The 17,090-nt window shown below is 59.3% G+C and carries 16 protein-coding genes; 11 read left to right on the plus strand and 5 right to left on the minus strand.

The annotated features are described in order from the left end of the window. Positions 1-29 precede the first annotated feature (29 nt). The 4 genes from BMZ40_RS14040 to BMZ40_RS14055 all read left to right on the plus strand — a co-directional run bounded on the left by BMZ40_RS14040 (position 30) and on the right by BMZ40_RS14055 (position 4,418). Entirely contained in the window at positions 30-1,472 is a 1,443-nt protein-coding gene (locus BMZ40_RS14040; protein WP_092377048.1) for a sodium:proton antiporter, read from the plus strand. A gap of 43 nt (positions 1,473-1,515) precedes the next feature. Further along, positions 1,516-1,980 (plus strand): universal stress protein, encoded by a 465-nt coding sequence (locus BMZ40_RS14045; protein WP_092377051.1) that lies wholly within the window; start codon positions 1,516-1,518, stop codon positions 1,978-1,980. A gap of 488 nt (positions 1,981-2,468) precedes the next feature. Next, the gene (locus BMZ40_RS14050; protein WP_092377054.1) at positions 2,469-3,911 is read left to right on the plus strand and encodes a sodium:proton antiporter; all 1,443 of its coding nucleotides are present in this window, start codon (positions 2,469-2,471) and stop codon (positions 3,909-3,911) included. A 42-nt stretch (positions 3,912-3,953) separates the two neighbouring features. After that, positions 3,954-4,418: a universal stress protein gene (locus BMZ40_RS14055; protein WP_092377057.1), complete on the plus strand. Its 465-nt coding sequence runs from the start codon at positions 3,954-3,956 to the stop codon at positions 4,416-4,418. A gap of 58 nt (positions 4,419-4,476) precedes the next feature. On the opposite strand, the gene BMZ40_RS14060 is transcribed toward BMZ40_RS14055, so the two are convergent. From BMZ40_RS14060 to BMZ40_RS19655, 4 genes are all read right to left on the minus strand, one after another. Beyond that, positions 4,477-5,841, minus strand: coding sequence for a sigma-54-dependent transcriptional regulator (locus BMZ40_RS14060; protein WP_092377060.1), 1,365 nt, complete (start codon positions 5,839-5,841; stop codon positions 4,477-4,479). Further along, positions 5,838-7,532, minus strand: coding sequence for a two-component system sensor histidine kinase NtrB (locus BMZ40_RS14065; protein WP_092377062.1), 1,695 nt, complete (start codon positions 7,530-7,532; stop codon positions 5,838-5,840). The genes BMZ40_RS14060 and BMZ40_RS14065 overlap by 4 nt, the downstream gene beginning before the upstream one ends. A gap of 80 nt (positions 7,533-7,612) precedes the next feature. Continuing rightward, on the minus strand, positions 7,613-8,086 hold the full coding sequence (locus BMZ40_RS14070; protein WP_092377065.1) for a periplasmic heavy metal sensor: 474 nt from the start codon (positions 8,084-8,086) through the stop codon (positions 7,613-7,615). Between the two features lie 94 nt (positions 8,087-8,180). Then, complete coding sequence (locus BMZ40_RS19655) at positions 8,181-8,507, minus strand: hypothetical protein (RefSeq protein ID WP_177193182.1); 327 nt, start codon at positions 8,505-8,507, stop codon at positions 8,181-8,183. A gap of 112 nt (positions 8,508-8,619) precedes the next feature. Between BMZ40_RS19655 and BMZ40_RS14080 the strand changes: the two genes are divergently transcribed. The 3 genes from BMZ40_RS14080 (at position 8,620) to BMZ40_RS14090 (ending at position 10,777) form a co-directional block, all read left to right on the plus strand. Beyond that, on the plus strand, positions 8,620-8,994 hold the full coding sequence (locus BMZ40_RS14080) for a sirohydrochlorin chelatase (RefSeq protein ID WP_143075648.1): 375 nt from the start codon (positions 8,620-8,622) through the stop codon (positions 8,992-8,994). Positions 8,995-9,123: 129 nt separating this feature from the next. Beyond that, positions 9,124-9,525 carry a TraR/DksA family transcriptional regulator gene (locus BMZ40_RS14085; protein WP_177193183.1) on the plus strand — a complete coding sequence of 134 codons (402 nt, stop codon included), beginning with the start codon at positions 9,124-9,126 and terminating at the stop codon, positions 9,523-9,525. A gap of 64 nt (positions 9,526-9,589) precedes the next feature. Next, positions 9,590-10,777, plus strand: a complete 1,188-nt coding sequence (locus BMZ40_RS14090; protein WP_092377074.1) for a PhoH family protein — start codon at positions 9,590-9,592, stop codon at positions 10,775-10,777. A gap of 41 nt (positions 10,778-10,818) precedes the next feature. Here the strand turns inward: BMZ40_RS14090 and BMZ40_RS14095 are convergent, their stop codons facing one another. Next, positions 10,819-13,257 carry a glycosyltransferase gene (locus BMZ40_RS14095; protein WP_092377076.1) on the minus strand — a complete coding sequence of 813 codons (2,439 nt, stop codon included), beginning with the start codon at positions 13,255-13,257 and terminating at the stop codon, positions 10,819-10,821. A 217-nt stretch (positions 13,258-13,474) separates the two neighbouring features. On the opposite strand from BMZ40_RS14095, the gene BMZ40_RS14100 reads away from it, so the two are divergent. The 4 genes from BMZ40_RS14100 to BMZ40_RS14115 are packed head-to-tail and all read left to right on the plus strand — an operon-like array spanning position 13,475 to position 17,087. After that, positions 13,475-14,008, plus strand: a complete 534-nt coding sequence (locus tag BMZ40_RS14100; protein WP_177193184.1) for a GAK system XXXCH domain-containing protein — start codon at positions 13,475-13,477, stop codon at positions 14,006-14,008. A gap of 9 nt (positions 14,009-14,017) precedes the next feature. Continuing rightward, positions 14,018-15,157: a hypothetical protein gene (locus BMZ40_RS14105; RefSeq protein WP_092377081.1), complete on the plus strand. Its 1,140-nt coding sequence runs from the start codon at positions 14,018-14,020 to the stop codon at positions 15,155-15,157. Between the two features lie 14 nt (positions 15,158-15,171). After that, positions 15,172-15,441, plus strand: coding sequence for an amphi-Trp domain-containing protein (locus tag BMZ40_RS14110; RefSeq protein ID WP_092377083.1), 270 nt, complete (start codon positions 15,172-15,174; stop codon positions 15,439-15,441). Between the two features lie 8 nt (positions 15,442-15,449). Continuing rightward, on the plus strand, positions 15,450-17,087 hold the full coding sequence (locus tag BMZ40_RS14115) for a phosphate signaling complex PhoU family protein (RefSeq protein WP_092377086.1): 1,638 nt from the start codon (positions 15,450-15,452) through the stop codon (positions 17,085-17,087). Positions 17,088-17,090 lie beyond the last annotated feature (3 nt).

Consider the following 17,090-nt stretch of genomic DNA (forward strand, 5'->3'; position numbering starts at 1 on the left):
TGGCGGCAACACAAGAAGGAGAACATCGGATGCGGAAAAGTTCTGTGTGGTTTTTTTGCCTGGCAGTCATGGGCCTGGGAGTGCTTGGCATCTTGCCTGAAGTCTGGGCCGCCGGGGGGCTGCATCATGCGGCGGATGAAATCGGCAAGCAGATGGGCGTGCTCTGGGTCGTGCCCTTCGCGGGCCTGCTTTTGTCCATCGCCATCATGCCGCTGGCGATCCCGCATTTCTGGCATCACAACTACGGCAAGGTCGCCGCTTTCTGGGGCGCGGCCTTCATCGTGCCATACGCCCTGGTGTACGGTTTCGATCTGGCAGTCTACAATGTGCTGCATGTCCTGTTTCTGGAATACATCTCCTTTATCATCCTGCTCTTCTCCCTGTTCACCATCGCCGGCGGCGTGTGTCTGCGCGGCTCCCTGGTGGGCAAACCACAGGTCAACGTGGTCATCCTGCTGATCGGCACCCTGCTGGCCAGTTGGATGGGCACCACCGGCGCGGCCATGCTGCTCATTCGCCCGCTCATGCGCGCCATCTCGCACCGCAAGTACAAGGTGCACACCATCGTGTTCTTCATCTTCCTGGTCGCCAACATCGGCGGCAGCCTCACGCCTCTGGGCGATCCGCCGCTGTTCCTGGGCTTCCTGAAGGGCGTATCCTTCTTCTGGACCACGGTGCACATGTTCATCCCGTTTGCTGTGTTGTCGGCCATTCTGCTGGCGCTTTATTTCGTCATCGACACGGTGCTCTTCAACAAGGAAGGCCGCCCCGAGTCTCCTGACGCAGGCCTGGACGGCAAGCTGCGCCTTGAAGGGACCTCCAACCTGCTGCTTCTGGGCGGCGTGGTCGCCGGCGTGCTCATGAGCGGCATGTGGAAACCCGGCGTTGAAATCACCGTCTATGAAGTTCACGTGGAACTGCAGAACATCCTGCGCGACGTCCTGCTGGTGGCCCTTGCCTTCGTGAGCCTCAAGATCACGGCTCCGGAAATCCGCCGTCGCAACGAGTTCGACTGGGAGCCCATCCGGGAAGTCGCCAAGCTCTTCTCCGGCATCTTCATCTCCATGATCCCGGCCATCTCCATCCTGCGTGCGGGCATGGACGGCGCCCTGAACGGCATCATCTCCATGGTCAAGACCGCCGAGGGTCTCGACAACCACACCATGTACTTCTGGTTGACCGGTATTCTGTCCGCCTTCCTGGACAACGCCCCGACCTATGTCGTGTTCTTCAACACGGCCGGTGGCGACGCGCAGCGCCTCATGACCGAGGTGGGCACCCTGCTGGCCATTTCAGCAGGCGCGGTTTTCTTCGGAGCGTGCACGTACATCGGCAATGCCCCCAACTTCATGGTCCGGTCCATCGCTGAAACGGGCGGCATCAAGATGCCCAGCTTCTTTGGCTACATGGCTTGGTCCGCAGGCATTCTGGTGCCGTGTTTCGTTCTTATGAACATTCTCTTCTTCCACTAATCAACAGCTTTGAGGCGGGAATATCCGCCGTGGAGATATGACTATGATCAAAGTTGAACGTGTACTCATTCCGGTCGATGGCTCGGATTCATCCAGAAACGCGGCCAAGTATGGCGCGCATCTGGTCAATTCCAAGTATCCCAAGATCTATCTGCTCAATGTCTGGGAGCCCATCAACATGACCATCGGCGGCGAAATGGCCGAAAAGCTGCGCGCCAATGCCGAGGCCAAATCCATGGCCGTGCTCGAAGAATACAAGAAACTGCTTGAGCCCTGCGGCATGGACGTGGAGCTGATTTCGCGCAGCGGTCGTCCTGACTACGCCATCCTGAACGTTCAGGACGAGCTTCAGTGCGACCTCATCGTTATCGGTTCGCGCGGTCTGTCCGTGCTCGAGAACGTGATCATGGGCAGCGTGGTCACCCGCGTGCTCGAAGGCGCGACCTGCCCCGTGCTGGTCACGCGCAACCTGCGCCTGAAGTATCTGAAGGACGCTTGCGGGCTGTAATACGGTAGGCAACGTCCTCTTTAAACATTGAATCAAGGCCGGCTCTCTTCAAGGGGGCCGGTTTTTTTTGTGCGCTTCTGGGGCAATCCGAATCGTTTTGGTACGAATTGGTCAATGAAAACAATAACTCCTCAGCAGGGCGCGCGAGGATGACGCGGACTGCCCGTTTACATAGACAGACCGTGGGTTTTTCAGGGGTCTTGCCGCGTGCGGCGATATGGCATATGGACCCGCCGTGCGAAAAATCAGGTCTTTGGCGGTCGCGGCGTGCCGATCGACCGCCCCGTTCCCGGGCAATTTTGTTCCGGACAGGACCGCAGAGTTCATTATTTCATCTTTTTCGGTGTCCGGAGATGACACGCGCCGGGAGACGAGTCTGCTTTTTCGCTTGCAAGGGATAAAGGGGAGAGGCTGGGCGTCTTCGTGACGCCTTTCATGTTAGCGAACTGGTTGCCACCTCCTGGTGGTGGTCAATAAGGAGACATCGGATGCGAAAAAGTTCTGTCTGGTTTTTTTGCCTGGCGGTCATCGGGCTGGGGGTTCTTGGCATCTTGCCGGATGTTTGGGCCTCCGGGGGGGATCTGCACCATGAGGCCGAGGAGATCGGCAAGCATTTGGGCGTGCTTTGGGTGGCTCCCTTTGCGTGCATGCTTCTTTCCATTGCCGTCATGCCCTTGGCCGTGCCGCACTTTTGGCACCATCATTACGGCAAGGTGGCAGCTTTTTGGAGCGTGGCGTTCCTGGTTCCCTTCGCCATAGGCCACGGTTACGAGCTGGCGCTGTATTCCGTGGTGCACACCATCGCCCTGGAGTACGTTTCGTTTCTAATCCTGCTTTTTTCCCTGTTCACCATCGCCGGCGGCGTGTGCCTGCGCGGATCCCTGGTGGGCAAGCCGGTGGTCAACACGGTCATTCTGCTCATCGGCACCCTGCTGGCCAGCTGGATGGGCACCACCGGCGCGGCCATGCTGCTCATCCGTCCGCTCATGCGCGCCATCTCGCACCGCAAGTACAAGGTGCACACCATCGTGTTCTTCATCTTCCTGGTCGCCAACATCGGCGGCAGCCTCACGCCCCTGGGCGATCCGCCGCTGTTCCTGGGCTTCTTGAAGGGCGTGTCCTTTTTCTGGACCACGAAGCATCTGTTCGTGCCTTTCGTGGTCATGTCGATCATTCTGCTGGCGCTTTATTTCGTCATCGACACGGTGCTCTTCAGCAAGGAAGGCCGCCCCGAGTCGCCTGATGCGGGGCAGGACGGCAAGCTGCGCCTTGAGGGCACCTTCAACCTGCTCCTGCTGGTCGGCGTGGTCGGCGGCGTGCTCATGAGCGGCATGTGGAAGCCCGAGGGCGGCGTGGAGATCTATCACGTGCATGTCGAATTGCAGAACATCGCCCGCGACGTGCTGCTGCTGGTTCTGGCCGGTGTGAGTCTCAAGACCACGGCCGCCGAAATCCGCCGTCGCAACGAATTCAACTGGGAGCCCATCGTCGAGGTGGCCAAGCTCTTCGCCGGTATCTTCATCACCATGATTCCGGCCATTTCCATCCTGCGTGCAGGCATGGACGGCGCTCTGTCGAGCCTCATCGCCCTGGTCTCCGTGGACGGCGTGGCCAACAACGCCATGTACTTCTGGCTGACCGGCACCCTGTCGAGCTTCCTGGACAACGCTCCGACCTATCTGGTCTTCTTCAACACCGCCGGTGGCGACGCACAATTCCTGATGGAACACGTGCACACCCTCATGGCCATTTCGGCGGGTGCGGTGTTCATGGGCGCCAACACCTACATCGGCAACGCCCCCAACTTCATGGTTCGGTCCATCGCAGAATCAAGCGGAATCAAGATGCCCAGTTTCTTTGGCTACATGGCCTGGTCTGTGGGCATTCTGGTCCCCTGTTTCGTGCTGATGACCTTTCTTTTCTTCCGTTAATCGCAAGCAAAGAGGCGGCTCTGCCGCCGTGGAGATACTACCATGATAAAGGTTGAACGTGTTTTGATCCCGGTGGATGGTTCGGATTCATCCAGAAACGCGGCCAAGTACGGCACGCAGCTGGTCAATTCCAGACATCCCAAGATATATCTGCTCAACGTCTGGGAGCCCGTCACCATGACCATCGGCGGCGACATGGCCGAGAAGTTGCGCGCCAACGCCGAGGCCAGGTCCATGGCGATTCTGGAAGAGTACAAGAAGATGCTCGAGCCCTGCGGCATGGAAGTGGAGCTGATTTCGCGTAGCGGCCGCCCTGACTATGTCATTCTGAACGTGCAGGACGAACTGGATTGCGATCTGATCGTCATCGGTTCGCGCGGGTTGTCGGTGCTCGAGAACGTGATCATGGGCAGCGTGGTCACGCGCGTGCTCGAAGGCGCAAACTGTCCCGTGCTGGTCACGCGCAACTTGCGCGTGAAGTATCTGCGGGATGCCTGCGGCATCTGATCGTTGCGTTCATGAGAAGTCAAAAGGCCGGCTCCCTGCGAAGGGGGCCGGCCTTTTTTTATCTGGTGGTCAGTCCGTATTTCTTGAGCCGGTATTGCAGCGTGCGCCGACTGATTCCGAGCGCCTGGGCCGTGCGCTCGCGGTGTCCGGCGTATTTGCGCAGGGTCTCTTCCAGGGCATGCCGTTCGGCGGTCTCCAGCGGGCTTTCCCCGGGCTGGACGAGCTGCGCCGGGCGTGCGGTCGGAGCGGGAGCCAGCAGGTGATCCGGGAGGTCCCGCAGGTCCAGGATGTCCGCGCGGCAGAGGATGAGCGCGCGCTCCAGGACGTTCTCAAGCTCGCGCACGTTGCCCCGCCATTCGTGACGGCCCAGCGCGTCCAGGAATTCGCGGCTGACCGTGCGGATCGGGCGGTTGTTTTTGCGGCCGAGCTTGTCCAGCAGATAGTCGACGAGCAGGGGGATGTCCTCGATGCGTTCGCGCAGGGGCGGAATGCGTATTTCGAGCACATTCAGTCGGTAATAGAGGTCTTCGCGGAATTTGCCTTCGGCGATCATGGTTGGCAGGTCGCGGTTGGTGGCCGCGATGAAGCGCACGTCGATGCTGACCGGGGTTACGCTGCCGAGGGGTTCGACGATGCGTTCCTGCAGGGCGCGCAGAATTTTGGCCTGCAAGGTCAGGGGCAGTTCGCCGATTTCATCGAGAAAGAGGGTGCCGCCCCCGGCCAGCTGGAAGCGCCCGGGCTTGTCCTGGGCCGCACCGGTGAAGGCGCCGCGCACATAGCCGAAAAGTTCGCTTTCGAGCAGGTTCTCGGGCAGGGCCGCGCAGTTTACCTTGACCAGAGGACCCTTGGCGCGCGTGCTCTGCTCGTGCAGCTGTTGGGCGACGAGTTCCTTGCCCGTGCCAGATTCCCCGAGGATGAGCACGTTGGCCTCGCTTGGGCCCACCTGTTCGATGAGCTCCACGACCTTGCGGATTTCCCGGCTGTTGCCGATGATCCTGGTCTCCTGCAACCGGCCGATCTGTTTTTTGAGGTCGCGGTTTTCGCGGGTCAGGCGCACATGTTCCGCCGCCTTCTTGACCACGGCCAGCAATTCGTCGTTGTCTGTGGGCTTGGTCAGATAATCCCAGGCCCCGATCTTCATGGATTCGACGGCGCTGCTGACGTTGCCGAACGCGGTCAGCATGATCACCGGAGTCGTCATCCCTTCCTCGTGCATCTTCTGCAGCACATCAAGGCCGCTCATGCCCGGCATGCGCATGTCCAGAAGGACAACGTCCACGGGCCTGGCGCGCAATGTGGCCAGGCCGGACGAGCCGTTGTCCGCCTCCAGCACCTTGAAGTCCGCATCGCCAAGGACGACGCGGACCATGAGTCTGTGCGCCGGTTCGTCGTCAATGACGAGGACAGTGGACTGTGGGGTCATGTGCTGCTCCCGGTTTGGTTGGCGGGGAAGAAAAGGGAGACGGTGGTGCCTCCGGTCGCCGGCGTTTCAATCTGGATGCTGCCGCCATGCTCCTGCATGATGGTGTGGACGATGGCAAGGCCAAGGCCCGTGCCCTTGTCCCTGGTGGTGAAGAACGGCTCCAGGGCGTGTTCGCGCTCTTCAGGGCTCATGCCCGCGCCGTTGTCCCGGACACGAATCCACGTTCCGTTGTCGGTGGCCTCGGCCAAAAGTTCGATCAGGCCGCCTTGCTCGGGCATGGCCTCTACGCTGTTCATGAGCAGGTTGATGACGGCCTGCTTCAGGGCGTCACGGTCAGCCAGCACGGTTTCTGTGTCCGTCCATTGTTCCAGACGGCCGTTTTTGGCGCCTGCGTCCATGGACAAGAGAGTATGCACTTCCCGGAAAATCTCTGCAAGGGGCACCTGGGCGAAGCTCAGCTGTCTTGGCCTGGCCAGGAAGAGCAGGTCGGTGATGACGCGGTTCAGGCGGTCCGCTTCCTGGACCATGGTCCTTGCATACAGTTCTTCGGGGTCGCGTCCGGCCAGCTTCTTGGCGAAAAACTGGGCAAATCCGCGCAAGGCCGAGAGCGGGTTGCGGATCTCGTGGGCCACGCCCGCCGCCATGCGGCCGATGGCGGCCAGCTTTTCATTGCGGTGCAGTTCCCGCTCAAGCCCGGCAAGTTCCGTGCGGTCGCGAATCAGCACGAGGCGCTGCTCCGATCCGTCCTTCAGGGGGAGTTGCAAGATTTCCAGGTGCCTGTCGGGCGTCTTGAGGGTGCTCCATTCCTGCCCGGGTTGCCTGTCCGGGGTCAGACCCAGGTTCGAGAAAATGTTGGAGAGCGGCTGCCCCACGAGGCCGAGTCCGCCCATGATGCTTGTGGCCGCCGGATTGGCCGCCACGACCGTGCCGTCGGCGGAGAGGGTCAGCAGACCGTCGGGCATGTTGTCCAGCAGACGGGCGTTGAAGGATTCCAGGCGTTGCAGGCGTCTGTGCTGCTCGTTGCGTTGCAGAAATCCCAGGAGCAGAATCCAGAAGACGATGGTCACCGCCAGGATGTACCCCGTCTGCAGGATGGCCGTGCGCTTGTATTTGCCGAAGGCCGCCAGATGATGGGTCATGTCGACGCCGATGAGCAGGAGCGGCGGCTGCTTGTCCGGCGGACACTGGCCGTCGGGACAGGCGGGAGCGGTGGTCAGGTGCGAGATGCGGCCCAGGACCATGATGGGCTGGCCTTCGAAATTCATTTCGCCGCTCCATTCCCCGGCGTTGCCGATGCTCGCCCAGGCGATGGTCGGCAGCTGGCCCTGGATCGCCTTTGGATCATTGTGCGAGGAGAGCAGGATGTGCCCGAGGGGGTTGTAGAGGCCGATGAAGCGGGCGTCGGTGCGCTTGATGTAGTCCTGGAGCAGTTCTTTGGCCAGGGTGCGATGGAGGTGCAGAAGCGTGTTGGTGTGTTCGGGGGTCGCGGGCAGCCGCAGCTCCCGGCGCAGATTGATTTCGATCCCGGCGGCGATGGCCCGGGCCGTGACCAGGGCGTGCTCGTGAAAGGAGTCCTGCTGCTGACGCAGATTGCGCCATGTGGAGAAGCTTAGCGCCAGGCCAATGACGAACACGGCCATGGTGGCCATCATGATGGTGCGATCGCTGCGTGACGGGAGAACGAGTTCCATGGCCTGCCTTTCTCAAGGAAAAGGCAAAGGCCGCAGGGGGTACGGCCTTTGCCCTTTTCAAGGGAGGGAGAGAGAAGGTTTTACATGGTTTGTGCGGCTGGGCATCCAGGGGCGGAGCCGACGCTTGGGGTAGCGCCGCTGGAGTGTGCTCCGCATCCGGACATGCGTCCGCATCCTCTGCCGGATTCGATGGGGACGGGCTTTCCGGCGACTTCAGTCAACTCCACACGGTAGTCCGCGTTGAGTTTTTCTTTTTTCGCCTGGAGTTCGCTCACTTCGGCCACTGCCTTGTCGATGGCGGCTTTATCGGTCGGGGTTGCCGCAAACAGGGCTTCCATGGCTTGGTGCTTGGCAAGGAGTTCCTTGTGGAGGGCAAAGAGTTCCTTGTGGTGCTCGTCGGTCAGTGTCTGTACTTTCTGTTGCTGTTCGGGGGTAAGGCCGGACATGAAGTCCTGGTAGTGTCCCTGTCCCGGACAGCCGCTCTTGTAGGCCTGGGCTCCGGCTGCGAGGGCCAGGACCAGCGAGGCGGCGATTAAGAGGTGTTTCAGGTACATTTTAAGGCTCCCTTTACAATTACATTCTGGAGGTAGTGGAATGTCTTTGGTTGATTCTCACATAGCAGGCGTCGTGCCAAAAGATTAAGTTGTTTTATTTAAGAGATTTAGTGTTTTTGACCATGCCCTTTACAGGTGATTTGTGCGCCGGTTGCTGCACAAGACGTGTATATGTGCAAGATATTGCAGTTTGTCCGGTATTGCCATTGCCGGGGAAAGGATTACCTTGACCTCCATATTTATCGCAAACAGCCTGTTTCAAGGCGTAAGGGAGGTCCGTATGTGCAAGGGTTGCGGATGTTTGAGAGGCAAGACCACCACGACCGTGGTCAAGCATGAGCACGAACACACCCACGGGGATCTGACCCACAGTCATCCCCATGACCATGATCACGACCATGGTCACGATGAGCAGGCTCATGCGGCTCATGAGGATCACAAGCATTAGTATCGACGGAAACGCGTCGGTTCAAGGGCCGCCTGCCGCAAGTGGGGGGCCTTTTTTCATCTTTACAGGATTTCAGGGAGGGTGAGTGCGTAAAACCGGAATGATCGTGCTTGGGCACGGCAGCAGGCGCAGGGAGGTTTCCTTGCAGTTCACGGCCATGGTGGAGCGGGTCGCGCGGGAAGTCAGCGGAGCGCCGGTCCTCCCGGCCTTTTTTTCCCTGGGCGAACCGACCCTGGCCGATCAGGTGCGCGCCCTTGCCCGGCAGGGCTGCGACAGGATCGTGGTCATGCAGTACTTTCTCTACAACGGGGTGCATATCGAGCAGGACATTCCGGAAATGATCGTGGCCCTGCGGGAGGAATTTCCCGGGGTCGAGTTCGTGCTCCAGCCGACCCTGCAGGACGATCCCGCCCTTGAACGTCTCATCGTTGATCGCCTTTTGACGGATGCGGGCCTGTGACTTTGTCATGAAACCTCCTCGTCTTTGTCTCCGGCACGAAACACGCGGATCCTAGTGTGCTTCAACGGCAAGAAGTTCGAATCCGGGTGTTCCGGGTGGACCGACTTGCCACACACAATGGAGGTATCCATGTCGCGTGTTTGTCATATCCATCAGGGAATCGAGCTTCAGCTGCGAGAAAAATTCAGGAAGATCGAAAAGGAAAACGATGTGTTACGGGAAGCCATGAGCCAGAACAGGGAGCTTGAGCCGGACCTTGCGGATCAGGCCAGTACCGCTTCCTCCCAGGACTGGAACATGATACGCTACAATCGCAATGTTAAGCTGCTGAGGGACATCACCGTCGCCCTCAAGGCCATTGACAACGATTCCTACGGGATCTGCGAAATGTGCGGAGAGCATATTGCCGACCGCAGGCTCCTGGCCATACCGAGCGCGCTCTTTTGCATAGAGTGCCAGGAGATGGTCGACAGGCATCCCGGAGAATTCGGGCGCACCGGACTTGGGGACGGGGTTCTGGCAGCAGTCTGATCGGCCGCCCTCTCCCGTCAATGGTCCGGACCGGGGCCACCGGCCCCTAAGGATTGAGCCGTCCATGCAGAAGAATTACGTACTTGATACGAATGTGCTCATTGACAACCCCCAATGCATCCGCGCCCTGCGCAACGGCCAGGAGAACCGGGTCATCCTGCCGTACACCGTCCTGCGAGAGCTGGACAAGCTCAAGCGCGAGCCGCGTGTGGCCCACATCGTGGCCCAGGCCATTGCCGCCCTGCAGGACGACCCGGATGTCCTGTTCCTTCCGCCCCGGACGTTCACGGACGCGGAGAGCAAGAGCGGCGATGACCTGATTCTTGACGAACTCAAAGACAGCGGCGTGGATGCGCCCATTCTGGTCACCAATGACCGCATCCTTCAGCTCAAGGCCCGCATTCACGCCGTCGCCAGCGAGGGGTATCGCGATTCAAATCCCTTCCGCTCCGAATCTCAGTCCTACACCGGCTTTGTGCGCGAGGGCGAGCCGCCCATTGCCAACAGCTTCGCCTGGGTTGGCGGCCAGCCGTACATGCACGCCACCTCCGGGCCCCGCTTCATCGATTTTCAGCACAACGTCTGGAACGTGCGCCCGCGTAACGTCTATCAGAACCTGGCTCTGGAGCTGCTTCTCGACGATGCCGTGAATCTGGTCACCATCCAGTCCGAGGCCGGATACGGCAAGACCTTCCTGGCCCTGGCCGCGGCTCTGTTCATGGCCCTGGAGAAGAAGGACAATCCATACCGCAAGATCTATCTTGTCAAACCCGTCATCGAGATCGGCGCCAAGCTCGGCTATCTGCCCGGCGATCTAGAGGAAAAGATGGCTCCCTACGTGCGCTACATCGGCGATCTGCTCATGAAGCTGCACGACCTGCGCCCGGCCAACCGCATCTTCGCCGACAGCGAGAGCGGCAATTTCCGGTACAACCCCAAACGCTTCGAGATTCTGCCCATAGCCTTCATCCGGGGCATGAACCTTGAAAACGCGGTGGTCATCATCGACGAGATGCAGAACCTCTCGCGTACGGAGACACGGGCGCTTTTGACCCGCATGGGCGAAAACGTGAAATGCATCTGCCTTGGCGACACGCGCCAGGTCGACAATCCCTATCTGAACGAATCCAACAACGGCCTGAACTGGACCGTGAAGATGCTCAAAGGGCTGCCTGGATACGGGCACATCGTGCTCAAGGGCGAACGCTCGCGCGGACCTATCACGGACATGGTCATTAAGACCGGGCTCTGATTTTCCGGGCGCCAACGACCCGGTCCTTTCCCCACAAATCTTTATACCCCGCCTGCCGCGTGATTATCTAACGCGGCGGGCGAGGTCGCGTCCTTGTAGAGTTCCCAGGTGGCCAGAAAGGCGGAGCCGAAGCTGCGCTCCTCGGCGAAGCTGCGCGCCGCCTCGCCCATGCGTTTGACTCTTTCCGGATCGCCGCAGAGTTCGATCATGGCCTGCGCCAGGGCTTTTGCATTCCGTCCGGGAACGATGAGTCCGGTCTTGCCGGGATCGATGTTCTCCATGGGTCCGCCCTTGTCGCTGACGATGATCGGCAGCCCCGAGGCCTGGGCTTCCAGAACCACATTGCCGAAAGTGTCCGTGGTCGATGGAAAGACGAAAAGATCGGCGGAGGCATAGGCCTCGGCCAGTGCCTCACCGTGCAGGACTCCGGTGAAGAGCGCCGGCAGTCCTGAAAGTTCCCGCTCCATCTCCTCCCGATACGGCCCGTCGCCGACGATGACGAGGCTGACCCCGTGTCCGCTCAATGACTCATGGGCCGACTTGAAGGCCTCGCAGAGGATGTCCAGATCCTTTTCCCGTGAGACTCTCCCGACATAGATGAGCTTGAACTGCTCCAGGCCCCGCCAGCGTTTGAAAAATCCGTTGCGCTTGATCGGATCGAAGCGCGCGGTGTCCACTCCGCGAGGGTAAACCCGGATGGCCCCGCGCTCCACGCCGAAGGACGACAATTCATCGGCGATGGCCTGGGACGGGGCGTAAACGACGTCCATCTGCTTGTAATACCAGGCCATGTACTTGCGGGTCAGGTCTTCAAGGCCTGAATCGCCGGTCAGGGAGGCGACATATTGGGGAAAGGCCGTGTGATAGGTGCCGTGGATGGGAATCTGCAGAATTCTGCTTATGGCCAGCGCGGCGAGGCCGACAGGACCGGGGGTGGCGGCCAGGATGAGCTTCGCGTCCGCTTCGAGGGTGTATTCGAGCATGCGCAAAAATGGTGGGTAGGAAACGGAAAGTTCGGGATACTCGGGTATCGCGAAGGTGCCGATGGGGTCGAAGACCTGGAGGCCCGGCGCGTTTTCGCCCTGTCCGCAGGTGATCACGGTCATGTTCTTGCCGTGTTCGAGGGCCATGTCCAGCTGCTGGCGGATGGTCCATGAGACGCCGTTCACGTCTTCGAACGTGTCCGTGAAATGCAGGAGCGTGAGGGGCCGGGGCCTCGCCTGTCCGAAAGCGCGGGCGCATTCGCGGCTGAAAGATCTTTCCCGGGCAAAGAGCCCGAAGGATACGAAATACGGGGCTAGCAGCGCGTACAGCGATCCGGCCGTGCCGATGGTGCTGAAGATGTCGAAGATGTCGGCGCCGAGCGCACTGGTGAGCAGGCGGTCCAGGAATGTGGCGATGAGCTTGTCCGAGGCCTGCCCGACGCAGCGGAACCATTCCTGGTCGAGGTCCGCTCCCGTCTCGCCCCTGGCGATGGCCGTGAACACGGCATCGTTCTCGATGATGCGGGTCACTTCCTTCAGGAGCACGGCCTTGATCCCTTCGGCGTCGGCCAGGCGCAGGTAGGTGCTGCTCTTGCGCGTGCCGATGGCTGCGTGCAGGCGGGCCAGAAAGCCGTCCCCGGACGTTTCGCTGGCGCCGAGCATGCGGTCGGCGAACTGCATGCAGAGCAATTTGGAGCGCGAGCGTCGGGTCTTGGCGCGGTAGAACTGGTAGGCAATGGCGTACAGATTGCGCGCCAGCGCATGTCCGGTGGCCGCGCGTCCGGACGGCAGGGAGTTTCGGCCGCGTACCGCTTCCAGAAAATCGTGCGGACCGTCCGCCCTGGCCAGGGTGTGCATGCTTGCGATGTTGAGGCTCGAATGATCGTCGGAGCCGCCGATCAGCCCCTTTTTCCAGGGCCTGGGGCCCAGTGGCGCTATTGCGTGCCTGTCGGCCAGGATCTCGATGGTGGATCGGTCCAGATCGGCCAGGATCTTTCGCAGCACCGTGTTCTGCATATCGTCCCGGCAACCGTTCAACTCGAAGATGTCGAAGAGCAGCAGGCTCTGCTCGAAATGGTCGATGTCCAGCTTGTCGTTGACCGCGAACAGGGGATGGGCCAGCGCGTGCACAAGGTTTTCGCCGCGCAGGTAGCCGCACAGGTCATGGACATTTTCCCGCAGGCGCTGGATCTCCACATGCTGGCCTTCCGTGATGTCATAGACCAGGACGTGCAACTTGCAGCGATCCTCGGGGAAATAGGTGGTGACCTCCTCGCTCACGAAGGCTCCCGGCAGATGGGCGATCTGCAGCGCTCCGTCGATGACGTTGTGGTCGGTGATGGTCACATAGTCCATGCCCGCGGCCTTGGCCCGCTCGTAAATGAAGGCCGGTTCCGTGAAGCTTTCCGGGCAGCCGAGCTTCTGTAGAATCCATTGTGAGGGCCTGCTGGAGAACTTGGAATGAACATGCATGTCCGCCTTGCGCTGTGGGATCATATGCGTACCTCGTTGTGGTTTAAGCACGTTATCCCGCATGGACGTCATTTTTGTTACGCGGTCATGACAATTCGATAAAGATATCGAATTCATGAAAGGCCAGGGTAGGGTTGTCACAAAACTGTGACGCAAATGTCACAGTATGGGAATTGACTTTGCGGCGCTGTTAACAGAAAAAATCGGCATTTATATATCACTTTTCACCAAGGAAGCGTGCATGGCATCGAAACTCAAACACAATTGGCTGCTCTCACGCGCGGAAGCGGCGGATCTGCTGCGCAAACTGGCGGATACCCTGGAGCAGGAGTCCGATGATCTGGCCGAATACGGGATCAGCCTGGCGGAACTTGTCAAATTCAAGGTCAAGGTCGACCTGGGACAGGACGACGCGCTGGAGGTCAAGTTCACGGGCAAGGGCATCAAGGTTTGCGGGGCCGAAGACCCCTGCGGGTCGGGAGTCGTGTGCGAGAGCTACTCGAAACTCAAGAAGCGGATGCAGATCTACTTCAAGGCCATGCGGGAAAGCATCGCTCGGGGCGAAATGCCTTCGCGGGAGATTGTCTCGGTTTTTCTCTTGGATTCTGAAAGGATGATTTCATATCACGGCTACGGCGACGAATTTTATCCTGCGTATGCTGAAATCTGCGAACGTCTGCGCCAGTCCTTCGACAATGAGGATCAGGCCGCGATTGCCGACGTGGTCGAGGAACTGGCCCAGTCCAAAAAATCCTGCCACGACCGTTACAAATAGGTCCAATAAATGCGTTCAATCGATCCCATGAACCCGGCGGCCTGGGACCCGGCCATCACCGAGCAGGATCACGCCGTTTTCGAGCGCGTGATCAGCACGGACCTTAGCGATGAAAAACTGAAGGAACTGGCCTCGCCGCCGCTCACCCTTCCCGTTCAGCAGAGCGTCATGGCCGTGCACTGGCACCCTGAATTCGTGCCCATGCCGGTCATTGAACAGCGCGTTCACAACATGTTTCCGGCCATGACCGAGAGCCTGATCATCCCGACTCAGCACAACGAGATTCTCGAATACGGCGATTTCAGCGGCGTGGAGGTGGACTGCTACTCCCACGGTTTCAACCAGAAAGTGCAGCTGTTGCTGCACTTTGCCACGGCCCGTCTGGACCATGCCCACACGCTGCGCGCCATGCTCCGGCACACCCTGACCTACCGCGCCTCGCAGCTCTTTGATTTCATGCACACCATCACGGCGCCGCTGGAAGACCGCATCGAACAGGCCGCCCGGGAGACCGGGGCCGATCTGGATCTGGTCGAATTCGTGCGCCATCATGTGACCAAGGTGCAGCGCATGGTGGAGGACAACCACGCGCGTCTTCCTCAGGACGCCCTCAAGAACAAGCTGCTGCGCAACTATTTCGACGCGCTGCGTCCCGTGTACGACAGCGAGCTCATCGACCGTATCCAAACATACCTTTCGGCGGTCAAGGCCATCGTCAAAACCCATTTTTCGCTGCGCTATTTCTACCGCACATCGGAGGTGATCGAGGAGGTCCGCGCCCTTGGCGGTGGGATCATCATCCCGCATCCCGAACAGTTCTGGCCCATCCTCCTGGCCGATTACGACGTGGACGGATACGAGGTCTGGAATCCCCAGTCCCAGCGCTATACGGATTTTCTGATCACGGTCGTGGGCAGGGTCAATGCCTGCGAGGGCCTGTCCCAGCGCCGCAAGCTGGTCTTCATGGGCGATGACACGCACATGGGCGAAAAAGTGAAGGACGTCTCACAGCGCAATTCGGAAAAAGCGAACCGTGAGATCGGGTATCAACCCGCCTGGGACGATCTGGAGCTCTCCAAGCGGCTCATCCTTTCGGGCATGAGCCGGGAAATCGTCATCCGGGAATATCGTGAACGCCTGCTGGGCTGAAACAAGGAATGATCATGTCTCAAGACGACAAATTTGAATTCGAGTCCGTACAGGACAGCCAGACCATCCAGAAATATCTGCAAGCCCTGCAGGATGGGTTCGCGCAGGGGCGGATAGTGCTTCATTCCGAGGGCTCGGAAATCTGTCTGCACCCCCGCGGCTTCATGAAATTTCAGGTCTCGGTGAAGAAAAAGGGTTCTGAAAACAAGCTCTCCGTCAAGTTCGCCTGGAAGGACAAGAGCGACGAATCCCCGGCATCCAGCACCATTTCCATCACTTCCTAGGACGGGTCATGCTCAAAAGTTTCGAAGGGCTCGATGAGAATTTCAGGTTCCTGATCATGGAAGTGCAGAACCAGATCAAGGCCACGTTCCAATTTCTGCTGGAGCCGACTCCGGCGACCTATGACAAGATCTTCAGCAAGGACGACTACATAGATAACCTGAAGAACGTCATAGAGAACAAGTGCTTCACCACGCTGAACCAGACCAAGCTGGCTCCGGATCAGATGAAGTGTCTGCGGGCCGTGCATGTCATCAGCATCAATCTTGAACGCATCGGCGACTATTGCGTGAATATCGCCAAGCAGATGGGCTATCTGTCCACCCCTCGCTTTTTGGAGAATTTCGACTATAAAGATAGCTTCCTGAAAATTCACGATACGGTGAGCGAAATTCTTCCCGTGCTGCAAAAGGCCAACCTGTCGGGCGCGCTGTCCATCTGTCGCATGGAGGACGAGCTCGACACCATGTACAAGGAAAATTTCGACAAGATCATGATCCACCTGCGCATCGGTCGCAACGTGGAGGATCACATCACCTCGCTTTTCATCATCCGGTACATGGAGCGCATTGGGGACAGCCTGCTCAACATCGGGGAGGCGCTGCTTTTCGTCATCATCGGCGAACGCATCAAGATTCAGCAGTTCCAGGCCCTGCAGCGCAACCTGAACAAGTCGGGCATGCAGGGGGACGTCACGGATGTGGATTTCCAGGGAATCTGGGGCTCGCGCTCCGGCTGCCGCATCGCCCGCGTGGAAGAGAAGAAATCTCCCCAGGCCCGGGATTCCATCTTCAAGGAAGGCAACCTGCGCAAGATCCGTCAGGAGAAGATCAACCTTGAATGCTGGAACGAAATATTTCCCGGACTGGTTCCGAGGGTTTTCAGTTACCAGGAAGACGGGGAGAATGCGTCGCTTCTGACTGAGTTTCTGTCCGGCTGCACCCTGGATGAGACCATTTTCAATCCGGACCGGGAGATTCTCAAAAACGCCCTCTTCATCTTCGAGCAGACCGTGCAGCACATCTGGGAACAGACCATGAGCGAGCACGCCCTGCCCACGAACATGATGCGTCAGGCCCTGGACCGCATGTCCTCGATCCTGCAGGTCCATCCGGAGCTCATGCGCCCCGCGATGGGCATAGGCTCCATCGCCATCCCCTCGGCCGGGGATCTGATCAAGGGCTGCATGGACATCGAGGCCAGATTCCCGGCGCCTTTTTCGGTCTTCATCCATGGCGACTTTAACATCAACAACGTCATCTACAGCCATCTTGATCAAAAGGTCTATTTCATAGATCTGTATCGATCCCAACATGCCGACTACGTGCAGGACGTCTCGGTCTTTCTCGTCTCCAACTTCCGCCTGCCCGCTTTTGACCGGGAATCGCGCGAACGTATCAGCGAAACCATCACCAGCTTCTACAATTTCGCCCGGAATTTTGCCCGGGCCCATGGCGACGAGAGCTTCGACATCCGGCTGGGGCTCGGTGTGGCCAGGTCGTTTTATACTTCGACCCGTTTCGAGCTGAACCGGGCCTTTGCCCATGCCATGTACAATCGCTGTCTCTTTCTCATGGAGCGGCTCACGGAACATGAATTGAAGTCTCCGGCTGATTTTTCTTTCCCCTTGGAAATACTCAACTATTAGGAT

The sequence above is a fragment of the Desulfomicrobium apsheronum genome (assembly GCF_900114115.1).
GTDB classification, from domain to species: domain Bacteria; phylum Desulfobacterota; class Desulfovibrionia; order Desulfovibrionales; family Desulfomicrobiaceae; genus Desulfomicrobium; species Desulfomicrobium apsheronum.